General features: G+C 50.0%; 23 protein-coding genes and 4 tRNA genes. 21 read left to right on the forward strand and 6 right to left on the reverse strand.

The genetic code is table 11. From position 1 onward, the window contains the following. Positions 1–312, forward strand: a 312-nt coding sequence (locus LRP54_RS07440; protein ID WP_231235587.1) for a hypothetical protein, incomplete at its 5' end; no start/stop codon positions are given. 567 nt (positions 313–879) lie between these two features. Beyond that, the gene (htpX, locus tag LRP54_RS07445) at positions 880–1,755 is read left to right on the forward strand and encodes a zinc metalloprotease HtpX (RefSeq protein ID WP_231235588.1); all 876 of its coding nucleotides are present in this window, start codon (positions 880–882) and stop codon (positions 1,753–1,755) included. A gap of 461 nt (positions 1,756–2,216) precedes the next feature. Here htpX and LRP54_RS07450 read toward each other — a convergent pair whose 3' ends face one another. After that, a complete protein-coding gene (locus LRP54_RS07450) occupies positions 2,217–2,720 on the reverse strand; it encodes a YajQ family cyclic di-GMP-binding protein (RefSeq protein ID WP_231206012.1) in 504 nt (167 codons plus the stop codon). A 162-nt stretch (positions 2,721–2,882) separates the two neighbouring features. Between LRP54_RS07450 and LRP54_RS07455 the strand changes: the two genes are divergently transcribed. The 4 genes from LRP54_RS07455 to rpmG all read left to right on the forward strand — a co-directional run bounded on the left by LRP54_RS07455 (position 2,883) and on the right by rpmG (position 3,452). Then, positions 2,883–2,967 (forward strand) — tRNA-Tyr (locus tag LRP54_RS07455). An 86-nt stretch (positions 2,968–3,053) separates the two neighbouring features. Then, a tRNA-Thr gene (locus LRP54_RS07460) sits at positions 3,054–3,126 on the forward strand. 30 nt (positions 3,127–3,156) lie between these two features. Further along, a tRNA-Met gene (locus LRP54_RS07465) sits at positions 3,157–3,233 on the forward strand. 48 nt (positions 3,234–3,281) lie between these two features. Beyond that, complete coding sequence (gene rpmG, locus LRP54_RS07470; RefSeq protein ID WP_231206008.1) at positions 3,282–3,452, forward strand: 50S ribosomal protein L33; 171 nt, start codon at positions 3,282–3,284, stop codon at positions 3,450–3,452. A gap of 194 nt (positions 3,453–3,646) precedes the next feature. Here rpmG and LRP54_RS07475 read toward each other — a convergent pair whose 3' ends face one another. Beyond that, positions 3,647–3,814, reverse strand: a complete 168-nt coding sequence (locus LRP54_RS07475) for a hypothetical protein (protein ID WP_231235589.1) — start codon at positions 3,812–3,814, stop codon at positions 3,647–3,649. 31 nt (positions 3,815–3,845) lie between these two features. Here LRP54_RS07475 and LRP54_RS07480 point away from each other — a divergent pair, with 31 nt between their 5' ends. Both LRP54_RS07480 and LRP54_RS07485 read left to right on the forward strand, forming a co-directional pair. Continuing rightward, positions 3,846–5,120 carry an MFS transporter gene (locus tag LRP54_RS07480; RefSeq protein ID WP_231235590.1) on the forward strand — a complete coding sequence of 425 codons (1,275 nt, stop codon included), beginning with the start codon at positions 3,846–3,848 and terminating at the stop codon, positions 5,118–5,120. An 87-nt stretch (positions 5,121–5,207) separates the two neighbouring features. Further along, positions 5,208–6,350 (forward strand): UDP-N-acetylmuramate dehydrogenase, encoded by a 1,143-nt coding sequence (locus LRP54_RS07485; RefSeq protein WP_231235591.1) that lies wholly within the window; start codon positions 5,208–5,210, stop codon positions 6,348–6,350. 50 nt (positions 6,351–6,400) lie between these two features. On the opposite strand, the gene LRP54_RS07490 is transcribed toward LRP54_RS07485, so the two are convergent. From LRP54_RS07490 to LRP54_RS07500, 3 genes are all read right to left on the reverse strand, one after another. Beyond that, positions 6,401–7,489, reverse strand: coding sequence for an adenosine deaminase (locus LRP54_RS07490; protein ID WP_231206002.1), 1,089 nt, complete (start codon positions 7,487–7,489; stop codon positions 6,401–6,403). After that, complete coding sequence (locus LRP54_RS07495) at positions 7,489–8,295, reverse strand: alpha/beta hydrolase (RefSeq protein ID WP_231206000.1); 807 nt, start codon at positions 8,293–8,295, stop codon at positions 7,489–7,491. The genes LRP54_RS07490 and LRP54_RS07495 overlap by 1 nt, the downstream gene beginning before the upstream one ends. A 213-nt stretch (positions 8,296–8,508) precedes the next feature. Then, positions 8,509–9,723 (reverse strand): pyridoxal phosphate-dependent aminotransferase, encoded by a 1,215-nt coding sequence (locus LRP54_RS07500; RefSeq protein ID WP_231205998.1) that lies wholly within the window; start codon positions 9,721–9,723, stop codon positions 8,509–8,511. Between the two features lie 223 nt (positions 9,724–9,946). Between LRP54_RS07500 and LRP54_RS07505 the strand changes: the two genes are divergently transcribed. The 11 genes from LRP54_RS07505 (at position 9,947) to LRP54_RS07555 (ending at position 18,261) form a co-directional block, all read left to right on the forward strand. Then, a tRNA-Trp gene (locus LRP54_RS07505) sits at positions 9,947–10,019 on the forward strand. 60 nt (positions 10,020–10,079) lie between these two features. Further along, positions 10,080–10,376, forward strand: coding sequence for a preprotein translocase subunit SecE (gene secE, locus LRP54_RS07510; protein WP_231235592.1), 297 nt, complete (start codon positions 10,080–10,082; stop codon positions 10,374–10,376). Positions 10,377–10,465: 89 nt separating this feature from the next. After that, on the forward strand, positions 10,466–11,245 hold the full coding sequence (gene nusG / locus LRP54_RS07515) for a transcription termination/antitermination protein NusG (RefSeq protein ID WP_231235594.1): 780 nt from the start codon (positions 10,466–10,468) through the stop codon (positions 11,243–11,245). Between the two features lie 135 nt (positions 11,246–11,380). Next, positions 11,381–11,812, forward strand: a complete 432-nt coding sequence (gene rplK, locus LRP54_RS07520; protein WP_231205992.1) for a 50S ribosomal protein L11 — start codon at positions 11,381–11,383, stop codon at positions 11,810–11,812. A 70-nt stretch (positions 11,813–11,882) separates the two neighbouring features. Next, on the forward strand, positions 11,883–12,599 hold the full coding sequence (gene rplA, locus LRP54_RS07525; protein ID WP_231205990.1) for a 50S ribosomal protein L1: 717 nt from the start codon (positions 11,883–11,885) through the stop codon (positions 12,597–12,599). 456 nt (positions 12,600–13,055) lie between these two features. Then, positions 13,056–13,577 carry a 50S ribosomal protein L10 gene (gene rplJ, locus LRP54_RS07530; protein WP_231205988.1) on the forward strand — a complete coding sequence of 174 codons (522 nt, stop codon included), beginning with the start codon at positions 13,056–13,058 and terminating at the stop codon, positions 13,575–13,577. A gap of 95 nt (positions 13,578–13,672) precedes the next feature. Continuing rightward, the gene (gene rplL, locus LRP54_RS07535; protein ID WP_231205986.1) at positions 13,673–14,056 is read left to right on the forward strand and encodes a 50S ribosomal protein L7/L12; all 384 of its coding nucleotides are present in this window, start codon (positions 13,673–13,675) and stop codon (positions 14,054–14,056) included. Positions 14,057–14,650: 594 nt separating this feature from the next. Further along, on the forward strand, positions 14,651–14,932 hold the full coding sequence (locus LRP54_RS07540) for an HU family DNA-binding protein (protein WP_231205984.1): 282 nt from the start codon (positions 14,651–14,653) through the stop codon (positions 14,930–14,932). A 318-nt stretch (positions 14,933–15,250) separates the two neighbouring features. Further along, a complete protein-coding gene (gene nagB / locus LRP54_RS07545) occupies positions 15,251–16,030 on the forward strand; it encodes a glucosamine-6-phosphate deaminase (RefSeq protein WP_231205982.1) in 780 nt (259 codons plus the stop codon). A 78-nt stretch (positions 16,031–16,108) separates the two neighbouring features. Further along, a complete protein-coding gene (locus tag LRP54_RS07550) occupies positions 16,109–16,456 on the forward strand; it encodes a DUF3039 domain-containing protein (protein ID WP_231205980.1) in 348 nt (115 codons plus the stop codon). A gap of 59 nt (positions 16,457–16,515) precedes the next feature. After that, positions 16,516–18,261, forward strand: a complete 1,746-nt coding sequence (locus LRP54_RS07555) for a DEAD/DEAH box helicase (RefSeq protein ID WP_231235656.1) — start codon at positions 16,516–16,518, stop codon at positions 18,259–18,261. A gap of 42 nt (positions 18,262–18,303) precedes the next feature. On the opposite strand, the gene LRP54_RS07560 is transcribed toward LRP54_RS07555, so the two are convergent. Then, positions 18,304–19,644, reverse strand: coding sequence for a nicotinate phosphoribosyltransferase (locus LRP54_RS07560; protein WP_231205978.1), 1,341 nt, complete (start codon positions 19,642–19,644; stop codon positions 18,304–18,306). A gap of 78 nt (positions 19,645–19,722) precedes the next feature. On the opposite strand from LRP54_RS07560, the gene clpS reads away from it, so the two are divergent. Beyond that, the gene (clpS, locus tag LRP54_RS07565) at positions 19,723–20,067 is read left to right on the forward strand and encodes an ATP-dependent Clp protease adapter ClpS (protein WP_231235596.1); all 345 of its coding nucleotides are present in this window, start codon (positions 19,723–19,725) and stop codon (positions 20,065–20,067) included. Continuing rightward, the gene (locus LRP54_RS07570; RefSeq protein ID WP_231235598.1) at positions 20,064–20,630 is read left to right on the forward strand and encodes a DUF2017 family protein; all 567 of its coding nucleotides are present in this window, start codon (positions 20,064–20,066) and stop codon (positions 20,628–20,630) included. Before clpS ends, LRP54_RS07570 begins: the two co-directional genes overlap by 4 nt. The last annotated feature ends 17 nt before the right edge of the window (positions 20,631–20,647 follow it).

Genomic DNA, 20,647 nt, shown 5'->3' on the forward strand with positions numbered 1-20,647 from the left:
CCGGAAGCTAAGCCCTACAGCGCCAATGGTACTGCACTCGACAGAATGTGGGAGAGTAGGACACCACCGCAACCAACCAACAAGAAGGGGGGGCAACCACACTACTGTGGCTGCCCCCCAAACACACGCGCGAACAAAACAGGCGGACAGGCTGCTCGTGAAACACTGACACAAACAGCTTCGATGACCGACCCCACAGGCAGCACACAAGCGAACAAACGTGGAACAAACACGCGGCAAACACGCGAAGAAGCAAACACGCGCGCATACAAACAGACTGTGCGGACAACAAACAAACACGCGCGCGAGTAAACTCAAATGGCCAACATATATCTTTCAAATCAATGGGTGTGGGTTCCCTTCAAATGCTGCTGTTTGTGCTGAGCGTGTGGTGCGTCTGAAAGCTATAACCGGTGCCCTGCTTGCCTCTTTAGCTCCCCTGGCGAGGGCTTGCAGGTCGGTTGTCCTGTGCTCGTACTCCGGCCCTCAAAACATTCAGTTGTAGCGTCAAAAGGTTCAATGCAGGTTATTCCTCTGCGTTTTAGAGGAGTGAATAGAGTGGAAAGCGAAGCCTAGAAAGCCACAACCAATCGAACCAAGAGTAACCCTATTTTCATTAACTACTCTCACTGAGTTCTGACCTTATGCATGACGATTTATGAAAAGACATAACAAATGATTCTTACTACCCCCCCACGGCAGGTATAAACCCCTACTGACTGAGTTAATTTTGAACAGAATTAATTTCATCATCCTGCATAAGAAATGAAAATTTTCTGAGAAAAACCTGTAACCAGCTTTCTTGTGAGGACGTAGCATCTTAAAACAGATAACGTTGTCTTAGAAAACAGCATCATGAACAGAGAGAAAATGCGACCAATGCGCGATAAACATTTTAATGGAGTGAAAACCGCGCTCCTTCTCGGTGGAATGTGGGGACTCCTCTTACTTATCGGCGGATTTATTGCCCGCAGTACTCAGAATATGATGTGGATATACATTTTTGCGGCCGTGGGAGTTCTGTCAACAGCATGGTCATATTGGAACAGTGCGACTATTGCCCTGCGCTCGATGAATGCGCGTCCAGCCTCAGAGCACGAGTACCCTCACCTACATGCCATGATAAAAGAACTTGCCGCAGAAGCCGGACAGCCTGTGCCATCTATATGGATCGCTCCAACACTTACCCCAAATGCCTTTGCAACGGGGCGTAACCCACGTCATGCGGCTGTGTGCTGTACAGAGGGTATTATGCGAATCCTTGGCGAGAGGGAGCTTCGTGCGGTCCTTGGGCATGAGCTTATGCATGTATATAACAGGGATATTTTGACCTCATCAATCGCTGCAGCTATGGCAGGTATCGTGACCTCTGTTGCACAGTTTTTATTCTTCTTTGGAGGAAACACACGGCGTGACGATAATTCAGGTGTAGGAGCCGTGGGAGCGATTTTTGCCGCATTTCTGGCACCAATCGCTGCAAGCCTCATCCAATTTTCCATTTCACGTACACGAGAATTTGATGCAGACGAAGATGGGGCGCGTTTAGCGCGCGATCCTTTAGCTTTAGCCTCTGCTTTACGTAAATTAGAATCAGGAACTGATGCGGTGCCCCTGCCGGCTACACCTGCCCATCAAAATGTGGCCGCAATGATGATTGCCAATCCGTTCAGAGGCAGTGGTTTGAATCGTCTATTTTCAACTCATCCACCAATGGATGAACGTATTGCCCGACTTGAAAAAATGGCTGGATATTAAAATAAGGACTCGATAACTGCGTGCGAAATACTGAATCTGAATATCTGTGAGGATAAATATTATGTTCTCACAGATATTTTCATATCACTAAAATAGAGTGGTTTATATATTTATATGTGTGATATTATATTTAGTAATACAGATATTCTTATAAGTGAAGATATTTACTGAAAGTAAAATTCATTTGGGGTTTAGTATCCTGAGAATTTGAATATAAATAGACAAGATTTGAGCCTATTATAAGAACATAATGAATGAAAAATTTGCTTGATAAAAGCTATCATTCACTCATGAAATTTCCGATATATTTTATTTTTCTCATGGAATGTATGACTTATCATATAAAAATATTCGCACTACTCAACCTAAGAGTAGTGCGAATACTGATAAAAAATTCAGTAGGGTAATGAAGAATATTATATAGGACTCATATTTATATTCCATCACCCTGCAGCATAAAACTAACGGTAATTAACGAATTGTAAAGCTGCGTCGAGTTTTTCTCCTTCAGGGCCTTTAAGAAGGGCAATCACGGCCTGTAAATCATCCCGTGATTTTGATGAAACACGTATCTCATCGCCTTGGATCTGGGCTTTAACACCTTTGGGACCTTGATCGCGAATAATTTTTGTGATTTGTTTCGCGATATCTTGTGGAATTCCTTCACGTAAAGGTGCAGCAAGTTTATAAATCTTGCCAGAAGCCTTAGGTTCACGGTCCTTGAGGTCAAGCGCTTTTAAGGAAACGCCACGACGAAATAGTTTGGACTGAAGCACGTCAACAATCGCCATGATGCGTTCAGGAGTATTTGCCTGCATCTCGACAATGTCACCTGACAGGTGAATTTCTGCATCGACACCTCGGAAATCGTAACGCTGTCCTATTTCTTTCGCCGTTTGGTTGACAGCATTATCAACTTCTTGACGGTCAAGTTTTGAGACGATATCAAAAGAAGAATCGGCCATAACAGTTCCTTTCCGAATGGGTGATATTGCGTCCTTAGGTGAATATATCCTATGCACACTTGTTGCGATTATTGTGATGTACCTCGTATATGGGCAAAGCGATTGGCATTCAGACATTAAAATCTGCTATTCTTCCACGGCACCGTTAATTTAGCGGAGCATGGCGGGATTCCCGAGTGGCCAAAGGGAGCTGACTGTAAATCAGCCGCGGAATGCTTCGGGGGTTCGAATCCCTCTCCCGCCACCATCTCAGGCAACTGAGAGGACGTGTGAGTTCATTCTCATAGGTAAAATTGCGCCAGCAGTTTCCTGTGGGTTAAGCTACTCGTCGTTGCCCCGATAGCTCAGTCGGCAGAGCATCTCCATGGTAAGGAGAAGGTCAAGGGTTCGATTCCCTTTCGGGGCTCTGGTTGCGGCCGTGAGCCGCTACCGCTGCGGCGGGGTAGCTCAGCTGGTCAGAGCGCACGACTCATAATCGTGAGGTCGCGGGTTCGAGCCCCGCCCCCGCTACCATCAATAAAGGAACGTGCGCAGCACACAGACACCAAGTGAGGAATCGACATGGCGAGCAAATCGCAGGATGTACGCCCCAAGATCACTCTGGCCTGCTCGGAGTGCAAGGAGCGCAATTACATCACCAAGAAGAACCGACGCAACACACCTGATCGCTTAGAGCTAGCGAAATATTGCCCGCGTTGCCGTAAATCAACGACTCATCGCGAGACTCGCTGATTACATTTCTTCTGATCGGAAACCCCTGTGACAGCTACATGTCACAGGGGTTTCTGACGCGCACACTAATTAATGCAATAGGCGCATATGGGCTTGTATGACAAATTCGGCTTATATAAGACAGGTCAGGGCCTATACGGATCTTCGGTTTTAGGTAGCTTCTAGGAGAAGATCCTGTTAAAGGAAACTCCTGTTTACTTTGCCTGCGTATATGAGTGCGTGGATACGATAATTGCGGAAATGTGTGGAACCGTATCCGATGTCTTTAATGATCCTGCCACCATATCTTTCAGGCATTGACACATGCAATCTTCACGTAGCGTAGAACCACTGAAACTCACCATCTGCACATCAAAAATCATGTAACCACATAGCTAACAGGAGCTCATACACGTGCATAACCTTGACTCTACCTACACTGCTCGCAGAGCAGCCATCGGATGTCTTGCCGTTTTTGCCACGCTTGGTTTTGTCATAGCAACATGGCTGTCACGATTACCAGCAGTTCGTGACGCCCTTGAACTTTCACCAGCACGAATCGGAACCCTTCTGCTGATAGGCTCCTTCGGCTCATTAATTGCACTTGCCCTGACCGGCCCACTGATCGGACGATACGGACCACGTCAGATTGTCCGTGCCGGAGTAAGCGTGTGGGCCTGTGGAATGTCACTGGTTGCTTCAGCTGTTGCCATACACAGTGAAAACCTGATCTCCGTTGGGCTTGTGATCCTCTCATGTGGCATATCAATGTGGGGCGCTGCCATGAATGTTGAAGGTGGCTATATTGAAAAAGCCCTCAAACGATCATTCCTGCCAAAACTACACGCCCTATTCTCTTTCGGAACAGTATGCGGTGCAGCTGCCGGGGCAGGACTTGTCCACCTTGGAATACCCGTCGTTATGCACCTCGTCGCTAACGTGTGTATCGGATTAGTAACCGTATGGGGAATGTCCTCCTTTTGGATCCTCATGACAGATATCTCTCCTCATGAATCACAGATAACGACCGCTCAAGAAACCGATAAAACACCCCTGAAAACACCTGCCCTTACCGCTGCTCATTCACGTGCTCAGGTAAGTCAAGGGAAAGTTCGATACGCCTGGAAAGAAAAAACAACGGTGTGTATCTCCATCATGGTGCTGTGTGCCGGATTAATGGAAGGAGCCGCAAATGATTGGCTTGCCTTATCAATGATTGACGGCTACGAATTTTCTGAAGGCAAAGCATCACTCACCCTAGCTTTTTTCCTCCTCACGATGATGACGGTGCGTTTAAGCTCAGAAAAACTCCACATACGTTTCGGAGTCGCGCCACTCCTGCGCGTCCTGCTGCTGCTTGCCTGTGGGGGACTTCTACTCGTAGCTGCTGCCCCACACTGGGGGCTAGCAATGATAGGCGTGACATTATGGGCAATAGGAGCAGCACTGATATACCCCTCGGCTGCTTCTGCGCTCTCTCAAGACCCCTACATGACAGCAGCGCGACTTTCTGTTCTTTCAACAATTAACTATGGGGCCTTCCTTATCGGACCACCTGTTTTGGGATGGATTGCTGAACACATTGGTTACGCGCAAGCAATGGCTTTTCTTGTTCCCAGTGTGCTGATAGGAATGCTTTTCACGCGGTGGCTACCTGACGGCGCACGCATAACGGGAAAGAACGTATAAGCTCATACGCGAGTAAAATGAATAATGTTGAACACAACAGGTAGGACTCACATAAGGTGTTGTGCTACCAACGTGAATAGGATGCGCATGACTTCCATACTTCCCGCAGGCACTACAGCAGGGCGAACCCCCGTTGAACTAGCAGACCTGACAACCTTACGTGTCGGCGGTCCGGTACGCCTCCTTCTTGAGGCTGATACCACCGAAGAATTTATAGAAGCACTGCGGGAAACAGATGAAAAGAAACAGCCCCTTTTAGTCCTTGGCGGCGGATCAAATCTGATTGCTTCGGACGAACCCTGCGACCTCGTAGTTATCCGCAACAGGTACACCCATGTGCAAACTCGTGAACATCACGATGGAACAACACATGTGACAGCAAGCGCGGGAATGCCGTGGGATGAATTTGTGCACTGGACCCTCAGTGAAGGTTTCAGCGGTTTAGAAGCGCTCTCAGGCATCCCAGGAACAGTTGGAGCAGCTCCCGTTCAAAACATCGGGGCTTACGGTTATGAAGTATCAGATAACCTAGTCAGTATCCGCGCATGGGATCGTATCTTGAGCAAAGAAGTTGACATCGCAGCAAAAGACCTCGGTCTGCGCTACCGCAGCTCTATGATGAAACGCGCCTGCGAAAGAAAAAACCATGAAGAATACTCGTGGGGACCAACAAGTCGATGGGTGGTGACATCAGCGACTTTTGCTCTGACCCGTTCGGACCTTTCCAGCCCCATCCGCTACGCAGAACTTGCCCGCCATATTGGGACTGAAAACGGGGAAAGAACAAGAGCAAAAGACCTACGAAATGCCGTACTTCACGTGAGACAAAACAAAGGAATGGTTCTTGACCCATTTGACCATGACACTTGGAGTGCAGGTTCTTTCTTCACAAATCCCTTACTGACACCTCAAGAAGCTGAAACTCTTTTACCTCCCGATGCACCATGTTTCCCTGGGCGAGGTGAAGATGCAGGATATGTGAAAACATCGGCTGCATGGCTTATCCAACATAGCGGTATGTTCAAAGGATGGGCTCCACAAGAAATATGCGATGCAGATGGGAAGCCGCGCGCTTCACTGTCAACAAAGCATGTCCTCGCACTAACAAATAGAGGCCATGCCACTGCTGCTGACCTTGAATTCCTCGCACGTTCTGTGCGCACTACAGTGCAAGAACACTGGGGTATCACGCTACAGCCTGAACCTGTGGCTGTCGGTATCCGCTGGTAAACAAACAGAGAAATAAGCCGAGAAACAACGTTGGCTTAAACGGTGTTGACTTATTTTATATCCGGCTGCACGGACGTAGGAGGAGCCGCTAGCCACGCGTCTATATCGGCATGCCATTGGCGTTGCGAAAACTCGTCAGCGATACATGCGTCAATAGAATGGTGAGCCAGCACAGCAAGTTGAGCATCAGAAAAACCATGAATATCCCGTGCTGCCGCGTACTGCGCCAATAAACGCGAATGGAAAAGTAATGGATCATCTGCTCCCAAAGCCACAGTGGCTCCTGCCTCCATCAAAATAGGCAGCGGAACTTGAGACAAATCGTGATACACGCCAAGATGCACATTTGAAGCAGGACATACTTCAAAAGCAACCCCTTGGTCCACCAAAAAATGTAAAAGATCACGGTCTTCGCTGGCACGTACACCATGACCGAGCCTACGTGGAGCCAATGTATCCAATACATGACGCACAGAATCAGGCCCCAAAAGTTCCCCGCCATGAGGAGTAGATACAAGACCTGCATCGCGTGCAATACGGAATGCGTGAGCGAAAGCGGAAGTCTCCCCCACACGCTCGTCGTTTGATAAGCCGAAACCTACCACTTCACCAGGACCAGTACCCGCATATTGGGCGGCTAAGCGAGCTAAAGTGCGAGCGTCAAGTGGGTGACGTGTACGGGAAGCAGCCACAATGATAGACACCTGCACGCCCGTCGCATGACTGGCAGCACGAGCCTCATCTAAAACAATTTCCAATGCAGGGGTTAAACCTCCGACCCAAGGGGCGTAAGAAGTAGGATCCACTTGCATTTCGAGGCGAACAGATCCCTCAGCAGCTTCATCTTCGGCGGCTTCACGCACAATGCGCCTCATCGCAGTTTCTGAACGCACAAGAGCGCGAGCGCAATCATAGGAGCGTTGGAAACGGAACCAACCTCGGGCGTCGGCGGGCACAGTGAGCGGATCAAGGTCTAACAGGTGTGCAGGCAGACGTGCTCCCTGTTCACGCGCCATGTCGATAAGCGTGCCTGGCCGCATGGCCCCGGTGAAGTGCAAATGCAAATGAGCTTTCGGTAAGGTGCGTAGGTCACGACGACCCAGGGGAGTATCAGGCGGAACTGTCAGTGAAAGATGCATTAGTGTGTGTGGAGCCAAAGAAGAATGTCACGAATAATTCCAGGTCCCTCAACTTCTTGAAGAACTTCATGCCGAGCACCATCCACAAGACGTAGGTGAGCATCCCCATTACCTGCAGCAGTTGCACCATCAATAAGCTGACGTGATGCTTCAGGAGCGGTTAAGCGATCCTCAGTACCATGGAATATGAGTGTGGGTACGCTCAGGTGTGCGCAGCGTTGCAGAACCTCATCGCCTTGAACAACCATTGTGCTAGCAGTAAGTAAAGGAACTGGACCGTGATAGCACAAAGGATCCGCGTCAAAAGCCCTCTGCACATCAGGGTTACGTGAGAGAAGGGATGATTCAGGGGTTCGTTTAGTGAGGGCAACGGGTAAGCCCGGAACATACCGAGCTGCTGATAAAAGTGAACGTGCAACCTCGGCAGGAACAGCTGGGAGCGGACGTAAAGCAGGCCCTGTGAGGACAACGCCGCTGAGATTTTGCGGATGCAAAATAGCTGACGCAACAGATATGAGGCCACCCATGGAATGCCCAAAAAGAAAAAGATGAGAGGTACGTGACTGCTGGAGAACCTGCTGACGCGCACGTGAATGGTCACGAATAAGTTTTCCTACATCGACACATGAGCGTGGCCCCCCAGATTTCCCATGCCCGTAGAAATCATAGTAAGCAACATCGTAACCATCACGTTGGAGAGCATCGTGAAAAAAAGTGTAACGCCCTTGATGTTCGCCGTATCCGTGGGCAACAAGAACAATTCCGCGTGGATTTTCCGTGTCAGCAAAACGAGTGACAATCTGCATGAACCTATTGTGTCAGGTTGCATGAATATTTGAGGGAAGTAAGGGCCGGTGTGTGTATTTACGACTGTTCTATTGCTCTGTTGTGGACAGGAACAGGTCGAAAAGAAAAAAGAATAGCTCTGTGAGGCTGTGCCCGTGCTGCCTTGCCTAACAAAAACAGGGAGGTAAAGCATCAACACTTTACCTCCCCGGAATTTGGGTTTTGACTGATGTTCAGTGCGCCTGTGAAAGTAAGTCTTGAATACGCCCGACACCTTCTACGAGGTCTTCATCTGAAAGTGCATATGACAGGCGGATAAAACCTGACGGACCAAATGCTTCACCAGGAACAACAGCAACCTCCACCTCGTTAAGAATGAGGTCAGCAAGTTCGGCACTTGTTGTTGGCACATGACCGCGGATAGAGCGGCCAAGTATATTTTTAACATTCGGATAAGCGTAGAAAGCGCCTTTAGGCGTTGGCACTTCTAAACCATCAATTTCACGCAACATTGACACCATTGTGCGGCGGCGGCGATCAAATGCTTCACGCATGGAATACACTGCGTCTAATGAACCTTCAACGGCAGCAAGAGCCGCGCACTGAGCGACATTTGACACATTTGATGTGAGGTGCGTCTGGAAAGAAGTCGCTGCTGCAATGATGTCCTGAGGTCCAATCATCCAACCTACACGCCAACCAGTCATCGCATATGTTTTGGCGACACCGTTGAGAACGAGTGTGTGATCTGCAAGTTCTGGTACCAATTGAACGATATGAGCGGGCGTGGCATCTTCATACAACAGGTGCTCATAGATTTCGTCCGTGATAACCCAAATACCGTGCTCCAGTGCCCATTGACCAATGGCTGTGGTTTCTTCGGGGGTGTACACAGTGCCGGTGGGATTAGAAGGGGAACAATGCAGAAGTAGTTTCGTGCGGGGAGTGCGAGCGGCTTCCAACTGCTCAACAGTTACTTTGTAATCTTGATCTGCGCCAGCGAATACTTCGATAGGAATACCGCCAGCGAGTTTGATAACTTCAGGGTAGGTCGTCCAATAAGGAGTGGGCAATATTGCTTCATCACCGGGGTTCAGGAGTGCTGCAAAAGCTTGGAAAACCGCTTGTTTACCACCATTGGTGACAAGGACTTGACTGGCAGATACTTCATAACCTGAATCACGCAGAGTCTTAGTAGCAATAGCTTCACGTAAGGCCGGCAAACCTGCAGCGGGAGTGTAGCGGTGCATAGCGGGATTTTGAGCAGCAGCCACCGCAGCTTCAACGATGGGGGCTGGAGTAGCAAAATCGGGTTCACCCGCGCCGAAACCAATAACGGGACGCCCTTGAGCTTTCAAAGCTTTAGCGCGTGCATCAACGGCTAAAGTTGCAGAAGGAGTAATGGCAGCAAAACGATCGCTTACGCGAGAGTGTGAAATTGATGTCATAGGAGTATCGTCCCATGCTTGCGCGATCTTTGGAATAAATACGGGAATAAATATCAGATAACGGTCGCTTGAGTTTTTTATGGAGAGGGCGTAAATAGGCGAAAAATAAACTTCTTGCTTTGTGAGGAAGTGAAATGAGTTGGACAGGCGCAGAATTAATGTTTAGAATCTAGCGGGCGGGTGATATAAGCCGTATTCGTCGAATATGACTTTCATTCGCAACAGGGCAGTGGCGCAATTGGTAGCGCACCGGTCTCCAAAACCGGCGGTTGTGGGTTCGAGTCCCGCCTGCCCTGCGATTTATATAGCATGATATAATCATGAGCCTTTGTCAGAAGCGTAAAGGGAGAACCTGAATGAGCGACATTGAAGCTGCAGGTGGCGAAATGGTCCGTAAAGATCGGACTAAAACTGCTGCCACCCGTTCGCGCGGTTCTGCTCGTTCTGAGCAAGAAGCTCGGCCAGGCCTGTTCCGTCGCCTCATCATTTACATCAAGCAGGTTATTGCTGAAATGAAAAAGGTGACATATCCGGGTCGGCGTGAAACCTGGACATATTTTACGGTCGTGGTTGTATTTGTTGTCTCAATCATGATTTTCACGGGGCTCGTTGACTTTGGATTCGGTAGACTGACTGCATTGATCTTCGGATGATCCCGAAAGACCCGCCGGCAGGAAACTGCAGGCGGGTTTCTTCTACGGGCGCCCGCGATTGCCCTACCCAGACACTCAGGAGGAATGTCATGAGCGAGGACATCACCACTCCCGCTGTTGAAACAGAAGAAGACATCATGGCTGCGCAAGAAACAACTGATACTGAAAATGCTGTGCAAGCAGATGCCGCCGTCACTGGTGACGCTGAACTGACTACAGAATCTGTCAACGAGGATACGCAAGAGGTTGCGTCTGCGGCAGAGGTCGATCCAATCGAAAAACTGCGTCAAGACCTTTACCGTATGCCCGGTGACTGGTATGTGCTTCACACCTACTCTGGGCATGAACGTAAAGTAAAAACGAATCTTGAACAGCGTATTGCAACACAGAATATGGAAGATTCCATTTTCGCTGTTGAAGTACCTGACGAATACGTGATGGAATACCGTGGAACAGCGAAGAAGCGTGTACGCCGCGTTCAAATTCCTGGATACGTCATTGTATGTATGGATTTCAATGAAGCGTCATACCGTGTGGTGAAAGATACTCCTGCGGTGACCGGTTTCGTAGGCGATCAACACCATCCTGTTCCTTTGTCGATTGATGAGGTTGTCGCTTTGCTGACACCGAATGTTCTTGAAGCTGCAGCTACACAGGCCAAGAATGGTCCTGCACCGGTTCAGCATGTGCGTGTTGCCTACGAAGTGGGTGAGATCGTCACAGTGACAGACGGCCCATTTGAAACGATGACAGCCACTATTTCAGAGATCATGCCGGAAACTCAGAAACTGAAAGTTCTGGTGACGATCTTTGAACGTGAGACTCCTCTGGAACTTGGTTTTGACCAAGTTCAAAAGCTTGAGAAGTGAAGTGTCACACCTAGACTTGGGGAAGTGGCACTGAGAGGTTTAGAATCACAGTCTGTGTGATTTGGGCGCATTGTGCCCGTCACACGACGTTGCAGTATTCGCTGCAACGCGGAAATACAAAGAAAGACCCGAAAAATGGCACCGAAGAAAAAGGTCACTGGCCTTATCAAGCTGCAAATCGCGGCTGGTAGCGCCACTCCTGCACCGCCGGTCGGTCCCGCACTGGGCCAGCACGGCGTCAACATTGTTGAATTTACGAAGGCATACAACGCTGCAACTGAATCGCAGCGTGGTTCTATCGTTCCGGTTGAAATTACCGTGTACGAGGACCGTTCATTCACCTTCGTCCTTAAGACACCACCGGCCTCAGAAATGATTAAGAAGGCTGCTGGTTTGCAGAAGGGTTCAGGTCGTCCGAACACTGAAAAGGTCGGTAAGATCACCGACGCGCAGGTTCGTGAAATCGCTCAGGCCAAACTTGTTGACCTAAATGCGAATGACATTGATGCTGCTGCAAAGATCATCGCCGGCACTGCCCGTTCCATGGGCATTGTGGTGGAAGACTAATCGACCGTAAAACCCCTGTGGTAGGGCAGGCGCTGCCCGGAAAACCACGACTGCAAGGAGAAGAAGCAGAATGACGAAGCGCTCTAAGGGCTACCGCGCAGCGGCGGAAAAGATTCACGCTGGCGAAATTTATGCCCCGCTTGCTGCCATGCAATTGGCAAAAGAAACCACCGTCACCAAGTTTGATTCCACCGTTGAGGTTGTACTTCGACTGGGTGTTGATCCTCGTAAAGCGGACCAGATGGTTCGTGGCACTGTTTCCTTGCCGCACGGCACCGGTAAGACCTCTCGGGTCTTGGTCTTTGCCGTAGGCGAGCGTGCACAGGAAGCAATTGACGCTGGCGCAGATGAAGTTGGCGGCGATGAGCTGATTGAAAAGGTAGCTAAGGGCTACACCGATTTTGACGTAGCTGTTGCTACCCCTGATCTCATGGGTAAGGTTGGTCGCTTGGGCCGTGTCCTTGGTCCTCGCGGTTTGATGCCAAACCCCAAGACCGGCACTGTGACCATGGATGTTGCTAAGGCTGTGCGTGAAATCAAGGGTGGCCGTATTGAGTTCCGTGTGGACAAGCACGCGAACTTGGCTTTCATTGTGGGTAAGTCCTCCTTCGAAGCAACTCAGCTGGCTGAGAACTATGCTGCGGTTCTTGAAGAAGTACTGCGTTTGAAGCCTGCAAGCGCAAAAGGCCGTTACATTTCTAAAGGAACCGTTTCCACTACCATGGGACCGGGTATTCCGTTAGATATTACCAAGACACGTAATCTTGCCTCTGCAGATGCCTCCTGAGGTATTGGCAAACTGATGTGTTGTCGCCCTGCTCGCATATGAGCAGGGCGACAGTCTTTTTCCTCAAAAGAACGAAAACTATTTACCTACATGAGTGGAAGCACGCGAATTTTCTGCGGCCAAAAAATGATTTTGTTCGTGAATTTGCTCGTAGCATATGCGAGGGGAATTTTCTTGGGCGTATCTTAAGGGCAGTACGAGAGCCTCTAATATGAGGCGCTTCATAGGGGAGCGAGTGGGCGAATGCACAGGCTTTCTGTTTGGCTTACGAAAATATGTCAGATAGACTTCTAAGTGCCGAAGACCGTCGGATCTTCAGGAAACTGAAGCCAAGTGCGAATGCTTCCGACGCAGGTGAGTGAATTACCTTTTCAGGTAAAGTGGACTTTTGTGCCCGACACGATCCTGCGTGTCGGGTTTTTTCACGTCTGGCGGTACATAACTGGAAGGAGGACCATGGCGAGGTCTGACAAGGTAGCAGCGGTTGCTGAACTCGTGGAGCGTTTCCGCGCGTCTGATGCCGTTTTGCTCACCGAATATCGCGGCCTAACTGTGGCGCAGCTCAAGCAGCTCCGTCGTGGTTTGGGCTCCAACGCGAACTACGCCGTGGTGAAGAACACGCTGGCGACGCTGGCGGCTCGGGAAGTCGGTCTTGACTTCTTGGCCGAAGACCTGAACGGTCCAACAGCTATTGCTTTTGTTTCTGGCGATCCTGTGGAAGCCGCCAAAGCATTGCGTGATTTTGCCAAGGAAAACCCCGCACTAGTCGTGAAGTCTGGTGCGATGGACGGTTCGCAACTGTCCGCGGAAGCAGTAAAGAAACTTGCTGATCTTGAATCCCGTGAAGTCCTGCTTGCTAAGGCTGCAGGTGTCCTCAAGGCTAAGATTTCGCAGGCTGCCTACGCATTCAATGCTCTGCCCTCCAAGGCAGTGCGCACTATCGATGCCCTGCGTGAAAAGCAGAGCGAAGCGGCCTGACTACGTGACAGGCCCCGCATGGACTCTCCCGAATCCACTGCGGATCTCACAACTAATCTGCTGTCCTAGCAGGCCAAAGAGGAAGGATGCCACTCATGGCAAAGCTCTCCAACGAAGAACTTATCGAATCTTTCAAGGAAATGTCCCTTATCGAACTCTCTGAGTTCGTGAAGCTCTTCGAAGAGGTATTTGACGTTACCGCTGCTGCTCCTGCCGCTGTTGCAGTTGCTGCTCCTGCAGCTGCTGAAGCTGAAGCTGCTGAAGAAAAGACCGAATTCGAGGTTGTCCTCGAAAGCGCTGGCGACAAGAAGATTGCTGTCGTCAAGGCTGTTAAGGCTCTCACCGGCCTCGGTCTGAAGGAAGCCAAGGACCTGGTTGACGGCGCACCTTCAACCGTCTTTGATGCAGCAAAGAAGGAAGACGCTGAAAAGGCTAAGGCTGAAATCGAAGCCGCTGGCGGTACAGTTACCCTCAAGTGATGCTTCAGATATCAGTACCTTACTGATATCGCTGATTGCCTGACAATGGCCTAGGGACTACACGGTTCCTAGGCCACTGTTTTATTTGCCTAAAGCTACACAAGGATTAATGGCCCACAGAACGCCTGCCTAAAGCCCGTAGCGCAAGAAAGGAACCCTTTCCTGAGGTGAGTACGGATGTATTTATGAGAACTCTGTAAGCATGTACTCATATGAAAGTGAAACGATCTGTCAAGGGCCTGCCACTTTGCAGAAGTATGCCGAAATAAACCTACAGAGTCGATAGCTTCGCCTGACCTGAATAATCCGGCATATGCAGGGAAAAGAAGAACCATCACACCCATCAACGCCTCCCCTGAAAGCAGCATGAAGCATGTAGATCTGCACGAGGATGAATGCGCTAGCAGGTCCTACACACAGCCTTTTTATGTGACGAAGCACTACTAAAAAAATACCGTGTGTCCGAAATGCGGGAATACCGGCCAAAATTACTAAAAAATAGGGCAGAAATCTGACAACTAGCACTCTTTTTCGTACTCTTTCATCTGTGGCCATCACTGTGGCCTTTGACTATCAACAGAATGAGGTTTAGACATGTCAGTCAACCGCACCGAACTTGTTGCCAAGATTGCTGAACGCACTGGTCTGACCAAGGTTCAGGCAGATGCTGCTCTCGCTGCTTTCCAGGATGTCTTGGTTGAGTCCTTAGCCGCTGGCGAAGCTGTTAAGGTAACCGGACTTCTGGCTGTGGAGCGTGTGGAACGCGCCGCCCGCACGGGACGTAACCCGCGCACCGGTGAAGAAATCCAGATTCCTGCAGGCTTTGGTGTCAAGCTCTCTGCTGGCTCCACTTTGAAGAAGGCTGTCTCTGCCTGATTCCTTGTTGCCATACTTTCACTGTGCTCGCTTTTAACCGAAAGCGGGCACAGTGTTTTATGCAGATAAGTAACGCAAACCAGCGCACATATGAAGCCGCTACATCCGGGTTCCTTTAGGCCTATGTCCCTGCCTTTCTTTGAAGAAAAACATCACTATGTGGGCATTAAGACATGCGAAAAGAGGGAAAAGACCCCATGTGGAATATATGTCACACGATTGTCAGAAGGTAAGTGATTATTTTCTCCCTACCCCCCGGCTAACTAAGTACTAGGCTAAAGACAGCAATGCAGTTATCGACGACGAGGAGTGTGCCACATGCGTATTGCTATACTTCCAGATGAAAAAACTATTGCACGTGTTGCCGCGGACCGCATTGAAGCGCTTTACACACGTAAACCTCACTTTGTTCTGGGACTAGCGACAGGTTCAACACCACTACCCTTATACGCTGAACTTGTTGAACGCTATAACGCAGGACGCATATCCTTTGCCCACGTCAGTTCCTACAACCTTGATGAATATATTGGGCTACCTGAAGACCACTACGAAGGCTATGCGAATTTCATTCACCGCAACCTCGTAGACCTCGTTGACTTTGCTGAAGGCGCAGCACACGGACCAAACGCCTGGACAGGCGACAGTCATGCCGCTGCCGCTGCATATGACGAAGCAATCCGTGCAGCCGGTGGCATTGACCTGCAAGTCCTCGGAATAGGCTCTGACGGCCATATTGGTTTCAACGAGCCAGCAGGTTCATTGAGCTCACGTACACATGTGGGTGTACTCACCGAACAAACACGACGTGATAACTCACGCTTCTTTGAAGGCAACCTTGATGCGGTTCCAACCCATTGCATCACACAAGGGCTGGGCACCATCATGGAAGCTCGTGAAAACCTCATGATCGCTACCGGTGAAAATAAAGCAGAAGCCGTGAAAGAACTCGTTGAAGGACCAATCTCAGGACGCTGGCCAGCAACAATCCTCCAAATGCACAACAACACCATTGTTTTGCTAGATGAAGCAGCAGCTTCACGTTTGGACATGAAAGATTTCTACCGCGAAGTGTGGGAGAAAGAACAACTGCCTCTCTAAAGCGGAAATACGTGAACTCGCCCGCAGCACACCCCTGTGCTGCGGGCGAGTCTTTTCAAGAACACATACAATGTCGGTATGTGCCCACTTGATGAACCGACACCACCACAAAATCCTGCAACTCCTGCAGGTCCAGGAACACAATCGTCAACAGGGCTTTTAGAGCGCACTGAAACACAAAAAGAAAAAGCGCCAGGCGACGGCGATCGTTTCGCACATTTTGTTCGTCGTGATAAAGCAGACTCATCAATGATGACTGGACAGCCAGTCGTAGCCCTATGCGGAAAAGTATGGATTCCAAGCCGCGACGCTTCACGCTACCCTGTATGCCCCACCTGTAAAGCCTTACGCGATAACATGGGAAAACAGGGGCGTAACTGGCCATTTTCTGATGGCGGTTCATCCTCAGGGGACTCCAACTCGTGACACGAGCACCTCAACGGTCTGCACACCCCTCTCATGCTTCATCTGCGGCCGCACATTCAATGCCCCCTGCATTCCCACATCGTGCACCATGGGGGACAGCACAGAACCTCCGCGCATGGCAAGCCGAAGCACTACAGAAGTACTTTGAAACAGACCCTCAAGACTTTCTTGCAGTTGCTACGCCAGGAGCAGGAAAAACAACATTTGCTTTACGTGTCGCTGTGGAACTTATGGGACGCGGCATTGTCGAAAAAGTGACCGTCGTATGCCCAACAGAACACCTGAAAACACAATGGGCAGATGCCGCCGCGCGTGTCGGTATCCACATTGATCCGGCTTTCACTAACTCCCAAGGACGCGCAGGATCACATTTTGACGGTGTCGCAGTTACCTACGCGCAGGTTGCCGCAAATCCTCTGGTCCACTGCGCGCGCACCCGAACGCACAAAACACTCGTTATCCTGGACGAAATACATCATGCAGGCGATGCGCTTTCATGGGGGGACGGAGTACGCGAAGCCTTCACAGACGCAACTCGTCGCCTCGCCCTCACCGGCACCCCTTTTCGTTCAGACACATCACCGATACCGTTCGTGCGGTACGTGGAAGATACCGAAGGAATACGGCGCAGCCGCGCGGACTACACCTACGGTTACGGGCATGCATTAAAGGACGGAGTAGTACGACCAGTCCTTTTCATGTCCTATTCAGGGCAAATGACATGGCGCACTCGTGCAGGTGATGAATACAGTGCTCGTCTGGGAGAACCACTGACCCGTGACCTCATGAAACAAGCATGGAGAACAGCCTTAGACCCCTCAGGAGAATGGATACGCTCAGTCCTGCAAGCCGCTCATCAGCGTTTAATTGAAGTACGACGACAAATGCCAGATGCCGGTGGCTTGGTTATCGCCTCAGATCAAAAACACGCGCGCGCCTACGCGCGCTACCTGCGTGAAATCGTCGGTAAACCTGCGACGCTTGTTCTCTCTGATGATGCTGATGCTTCTGAACGTATCGACGCATTCCGTGAATCTACCGATCAATGGATGGTTGCTGTACGCATGGTCTCAGAAGGCGTGGACGTTCCCCGCCTCGCAGTGGGAGTTTATGCGACAAATACATCCACATCTTTATTTTTTGCGCAGGCAGTCGGACGTTTTGTGCGCGCTCGCCGCAGAGGAGAAACCGCAAGCGTATTCATCCCCTCTGTTCTTCCTCTCCTGGATTTAGCAGGCCAGATGGAAGCCGAACGCGACCATGCTATCGACCGTCCACGCCACGAAGAAGACGGACTATGGTCACCAGAAGATAGCCTGATTGCTGCTGCGCAAAAAGAAGAAAAAGCCTCCTCAGATCTGCTGGGTACTTTTGAGGTACTGGGCGCGGATGCACAATTTGATGGAGTGCTTTTTGACGGAGCTGCCTGGGGGAGCGAAGCAGAGGTCGGTTCAGTTGAAGAACAAGAATACTTAGGTATCCCTGGTCTTTTAGAACCTGAGCAAGTGACCACTTTGTTACGGGCACGCCAAGCTGAACAATTCGCGCAACAGCGTCAACGGGCTAAAGCTGCTCAGCTACGTGAACAGAACTCAGGGATTTCCGATCATCGGCTTCGTGCCGCTAAGCGTAAAGAGCTTTCGCATTTAGTATCCTCATGGGCACGGCGTTCAGGTGAATCCCATGCCGCGATTCATGCGGCCCTACGACGCAGGTGCGGTGGCCCCGAAGTTGCTCAAGCAACCACTGAACAAATCCAAGCACGTATCGCGTTACTCAGACAATGGTTCGTTGGCCGTCACTGACACCGTGAAACCCTAAAATCTCACACATGACCGTACAGATAATCAGAGAGCAAGATAACGAGTAGGAATTGCCGCTTCACCTTCAGATAAACGCCACGCATGGTACGGCAACTCATTACGTGAACGAATATGATGCTCCTGCGCCTGCTGTAAAGCCTGCGGCCCCCACAAATCCGTATTGATACGCCCGCGAGTCACCAGAGGAATCTGCAAAGGTCGTGCACCAAGCTCCTCCAACTTCGCTCGGGCAGATGATTCACTATCAGCACTAATAAGGACTTCCTCACTGGCGTAGCCTTCACTATCAAGAACACGCCCAGCCCACTTACGGCCACCGACCGTGGACTTTGACTGTGACTTTTTCGCAACAGGATACATATTCCCATCAGAGCCTTCACGCAGAACAACTTTGTAAACCAAAGCCGCAGTGGGAACACCTGAGCCGGTCACCAACTTGGTCCCCACACCATAAGAATCAACGGGAGCCGCACCTAAAGCAGCAATAGCGTACTCATCAAGGTCACTGGTCACTGTGATCTTTGTTGAGGTCGCTCCCATAGCATCCAATTGCCCGCGCACTGTAAATGCTTGGGCAACTAAGTCACCTGAATCAAGACGAACAGCACCTAATTCATGTCCAGTAGCGCGTGCAGCTTCGACAGCGTGACGCACACCTTCAGTCACATTGTACGTATCAACCAAAAGTGTCGTATCGCTGCCAAGTAAAGCGATTTGCGCATCGAATGCTTGACGCTCACCGTCATGTATCAAAGTAAAAGCATGCGCAGCTGTCCCTATGGGCTTAATGCCGTAACGTTTAGCGGCTTCCAGATTTGATGTTCCCGCAAAGCCGCCGATTACTGCCGCTCGCGCTGCAGAAACAGCAGCACGTTCATGTGCTCGTCGCGCGCCCATATCCATACATGGACGACCATGTGCAGCAATCGTCATACGCGAAGCAGCAGAGGCAACAGCACAGTCATGATTCAAAATACTCAGCAACAAAGTTTCAAGCAGAGTGCATTGCGCGAAAGTTCCTTCCACAGTCAGCAAAGGAGAACCAGCGAAATAACATTCGCCTTCCGCGTAACCCCATATATTGCCAGTGAAACGGAAAGACTCAAGGTAATCTAATGCCAAATCTGACACGATCTGCTGTTCACGTAACCACTCAATGTCGTCAGAATCAAAAGTAAAACGCTCCAGTGCCTCAAGAATACGGCCAGTTCCCGCGACAACGCCGAAACGTCGACTGGCAGGCAGACGACGACCAAAAAGTTCAAAAACACATTGACGCTCAGCAACACCTGAACGTAATGTCGCATCGAGCATGGTGAGCTCATACATGTCAGTGAGTAATGACGTGGAAAAAGAAGCAGGCATATCTTTAATTTAATCGAATCTTGTCAGAATTTACGCAAAGTCCGGCGAAGAAGGCACAAAGACGCATAGGCTAGGAAAATGCGAGGGGAAAAAGTCACACGAGCACAGTTACGAGTGTTACCTCAACCTCATACGACAACAGGGACGGACGCACTCACACACCCAACAAGCTCACCTGAAGGAGCTGTTTTTACCCAGTGGTGCCTTGTCGTGTGGAATGATCCTGTGAATTTAATGGATTACGTCACTCAAGTATTTATGCGCCATTTTTCTTATTCGCGTGCTCATAGTGAAAAGCTGATGAGGGAAGTTCATCGAAACGGTCATGCGGTAGTCAACAGGGGAGTGCGTGAACGTGTAGAAGCCGATGCGCTCGCATTACACGGATACGGTTTACGAGCAACGGTGGAGCGGAATGAATGATTGAAACTTTCGTTGCCTTATCTGGGATGTATCAGGCGCGCATTGACGGGGCGCATAACGTGCTTTTGCAACAGTTAGCCCAAGAAGTCCTTGTGATTCTTGATGCGCCTGAAGAATCATCCGCTTTTCTAGCTGCAGTCAGCGTGGAAGATGAATGTCATGCTCCACTTGACCCGGCCCTCGGCTATTTACTGCCGGAAATGAGTCATGATCGTCATACAGCCCAAAATTTACGCGCAATGACAGAAGAATACTTGCGTGCGGAAAAATCTCTGCGCCTACGAAAGATACGTTCTGAATTAGAGTATGCGCGTACATCCTGTGATGGATATGTGCGTATGAGCTATGAAGAAGCTTGGGATTGGGCGCGGGCACTGAATGATCTTCGTCTGGCTTTAGCGGGAGAATTAGCAATCAACGATGAATCGGATGTGGAATCTTTGATGCAGCTCATCTGTCAGTCGACTTATGGGAAAAATGCGCGTGAAAATGCGGCTCGTATCTACTGCATTGTTACGTGGTGGCAAGATTCACTTGTGCGAGTTATGCAATCACCCGTCTAAAAGAACTATGGTCCAGT

Source organism: Schaalia sp. lx-100 (genome assembly GCF_021083625.1).
GTDB lineage: Bacteria > Actinomycetota > Actinomycetes > Actinomycetales > Actinomycetaceae > Pauljensenia.

Coding starts and splice junctions, on each gene's coding strand:
- htpX (WP_231235588.1), top strand. CDS start 880: ATGCGCGATAAACATTTTAATGGAGTGAAAACCGCGCTCCTTCTCGGT.
- LRP54_RS07450 (WP_231206012.1), bottom strand. CDS start 2,720: ATGGCCGATTCTTCTTTTGATATCGTCTCAAAACTTGACCGTCAAGAA.
- rpmG (WP_231206008.1), top strand. CDS start 3,282: ATGGCGAGCAAATCGCAGGATGTACGCCCCAAGATCACTCTGGCCTGC.
- LRP54_RS07475 (WP_231235589.1), bottom strand. CDS start 3,814: ATGATTTTTGATGTGCAGATGGTGAGTTTCAGTGGTTCTACGCTACGT.
- LRP54_RS07485 (WP_231235591.1), top strand. CDS start 5,208: ATGACTTCCATACTTCCCGCAGGCACTACAGCAGGGCGAACCCCCGTT.
- LRP54_RS07490 (WP_231206002.1), bottom strand. CDS start 7,489: ATGCATCTTTCACTGACAGTTCCGCCTGATACTCCCCTGGGTCGTCGT.
- LRP54_RS07495 (WP_231206000.1), bottom strand. CDS start 8,295: ATGCAGATTGTCACTCGTTTTGCTGACACGGAAAATCCACGCGGAATT.
- LRP54_RS07500 (WP_231205998.1), bottom strand. CDS start 9,723: ATGACATCAATTTCACACTCTCGCGTAAGCGATCGTTTTGCTGCCATT.
- secE (WP_231235592.1), top strand. CDS start 10,080: ATGAGCGACATTGAAGCTGCAGGTGGCGAAATGGTCCGTAAAGATCGG.
- nusG (WP_231235594.1), top strand. CDS start 10,466: ATGAGCGAGGACATCACCACTCCCGCTGTTGAAACAGAAGAAGACATC.
- rplK (WP_231205992.1), top strand. CDS start 11,381: ATGGCACCGAAGAAAAAGGTCACTGGCCTTATCAAGCTGCAAATCGCG.
- rplA (WP_231205990.1), top strand. CDS start 11,883: ATGACGAAGCGCTCTAAGGGCTACCGCGCAGCGGCGGAAAAGATTCAC.
- rplJ (WP_231205988.1), top strand. CDS start 13,056: ATGGCGAGGTCTGACAAGGTAGCAGCGGTTGCTGAACTCGTGGAGCGT.
- rplL (WP_231205986.1), top strand. CDS start 13,673: ATGGCAAAGCTCTCCAACGAAGAACTTATCGAATCTTTCAAGGAAATG.
- LRP54_RS07540 (WP_231205984.1), top strand. CDS start 14,651: ATGTCAGTCAACCGCACCGAACTTGTTGCCAAGATTGCTGAACGCACT.
- nagB (WP_231205982.1), top strand. CDS start 15,251: ATGCGTATTGCTATACTTCCAGATGAAAAAACTATTGCACGTGTTGCC.
- LRP54_RS07550 (WP_231205980.1), top strand. CDS start 16,109: ATGTGCCCACTTGATGAACCGACACCACCACAAAATCCTGCAACTCCT.
- LRP54_RS07555 (WP_231235656.1), top strand. CDS start 16,516: ATGCCCCCTGCATTCCCACATCGTGCACCATGGGGGACAGCACAGAAC.
- LRP54_RS07560 (WP_231205978.1), bottom strand. CDS start 19,644: ATGCCTGCTTCTTTTTCCACGTCATTACTCACTGACATGTATGAGCTC.
- clpS (WP_231235596.1), top strand. CDS start 19,723: ATGCGAGGGGAAAAAGTCACACGAGCACAGTTACGAGTGTTACCTCAA.
- LRP54_RS07570 (WP_231235598.1), top strand. CDS start 20,064: ATGATTGAAACTTTCGTTGCCTTATCTGGGATGTATCAGGCGCGCATT.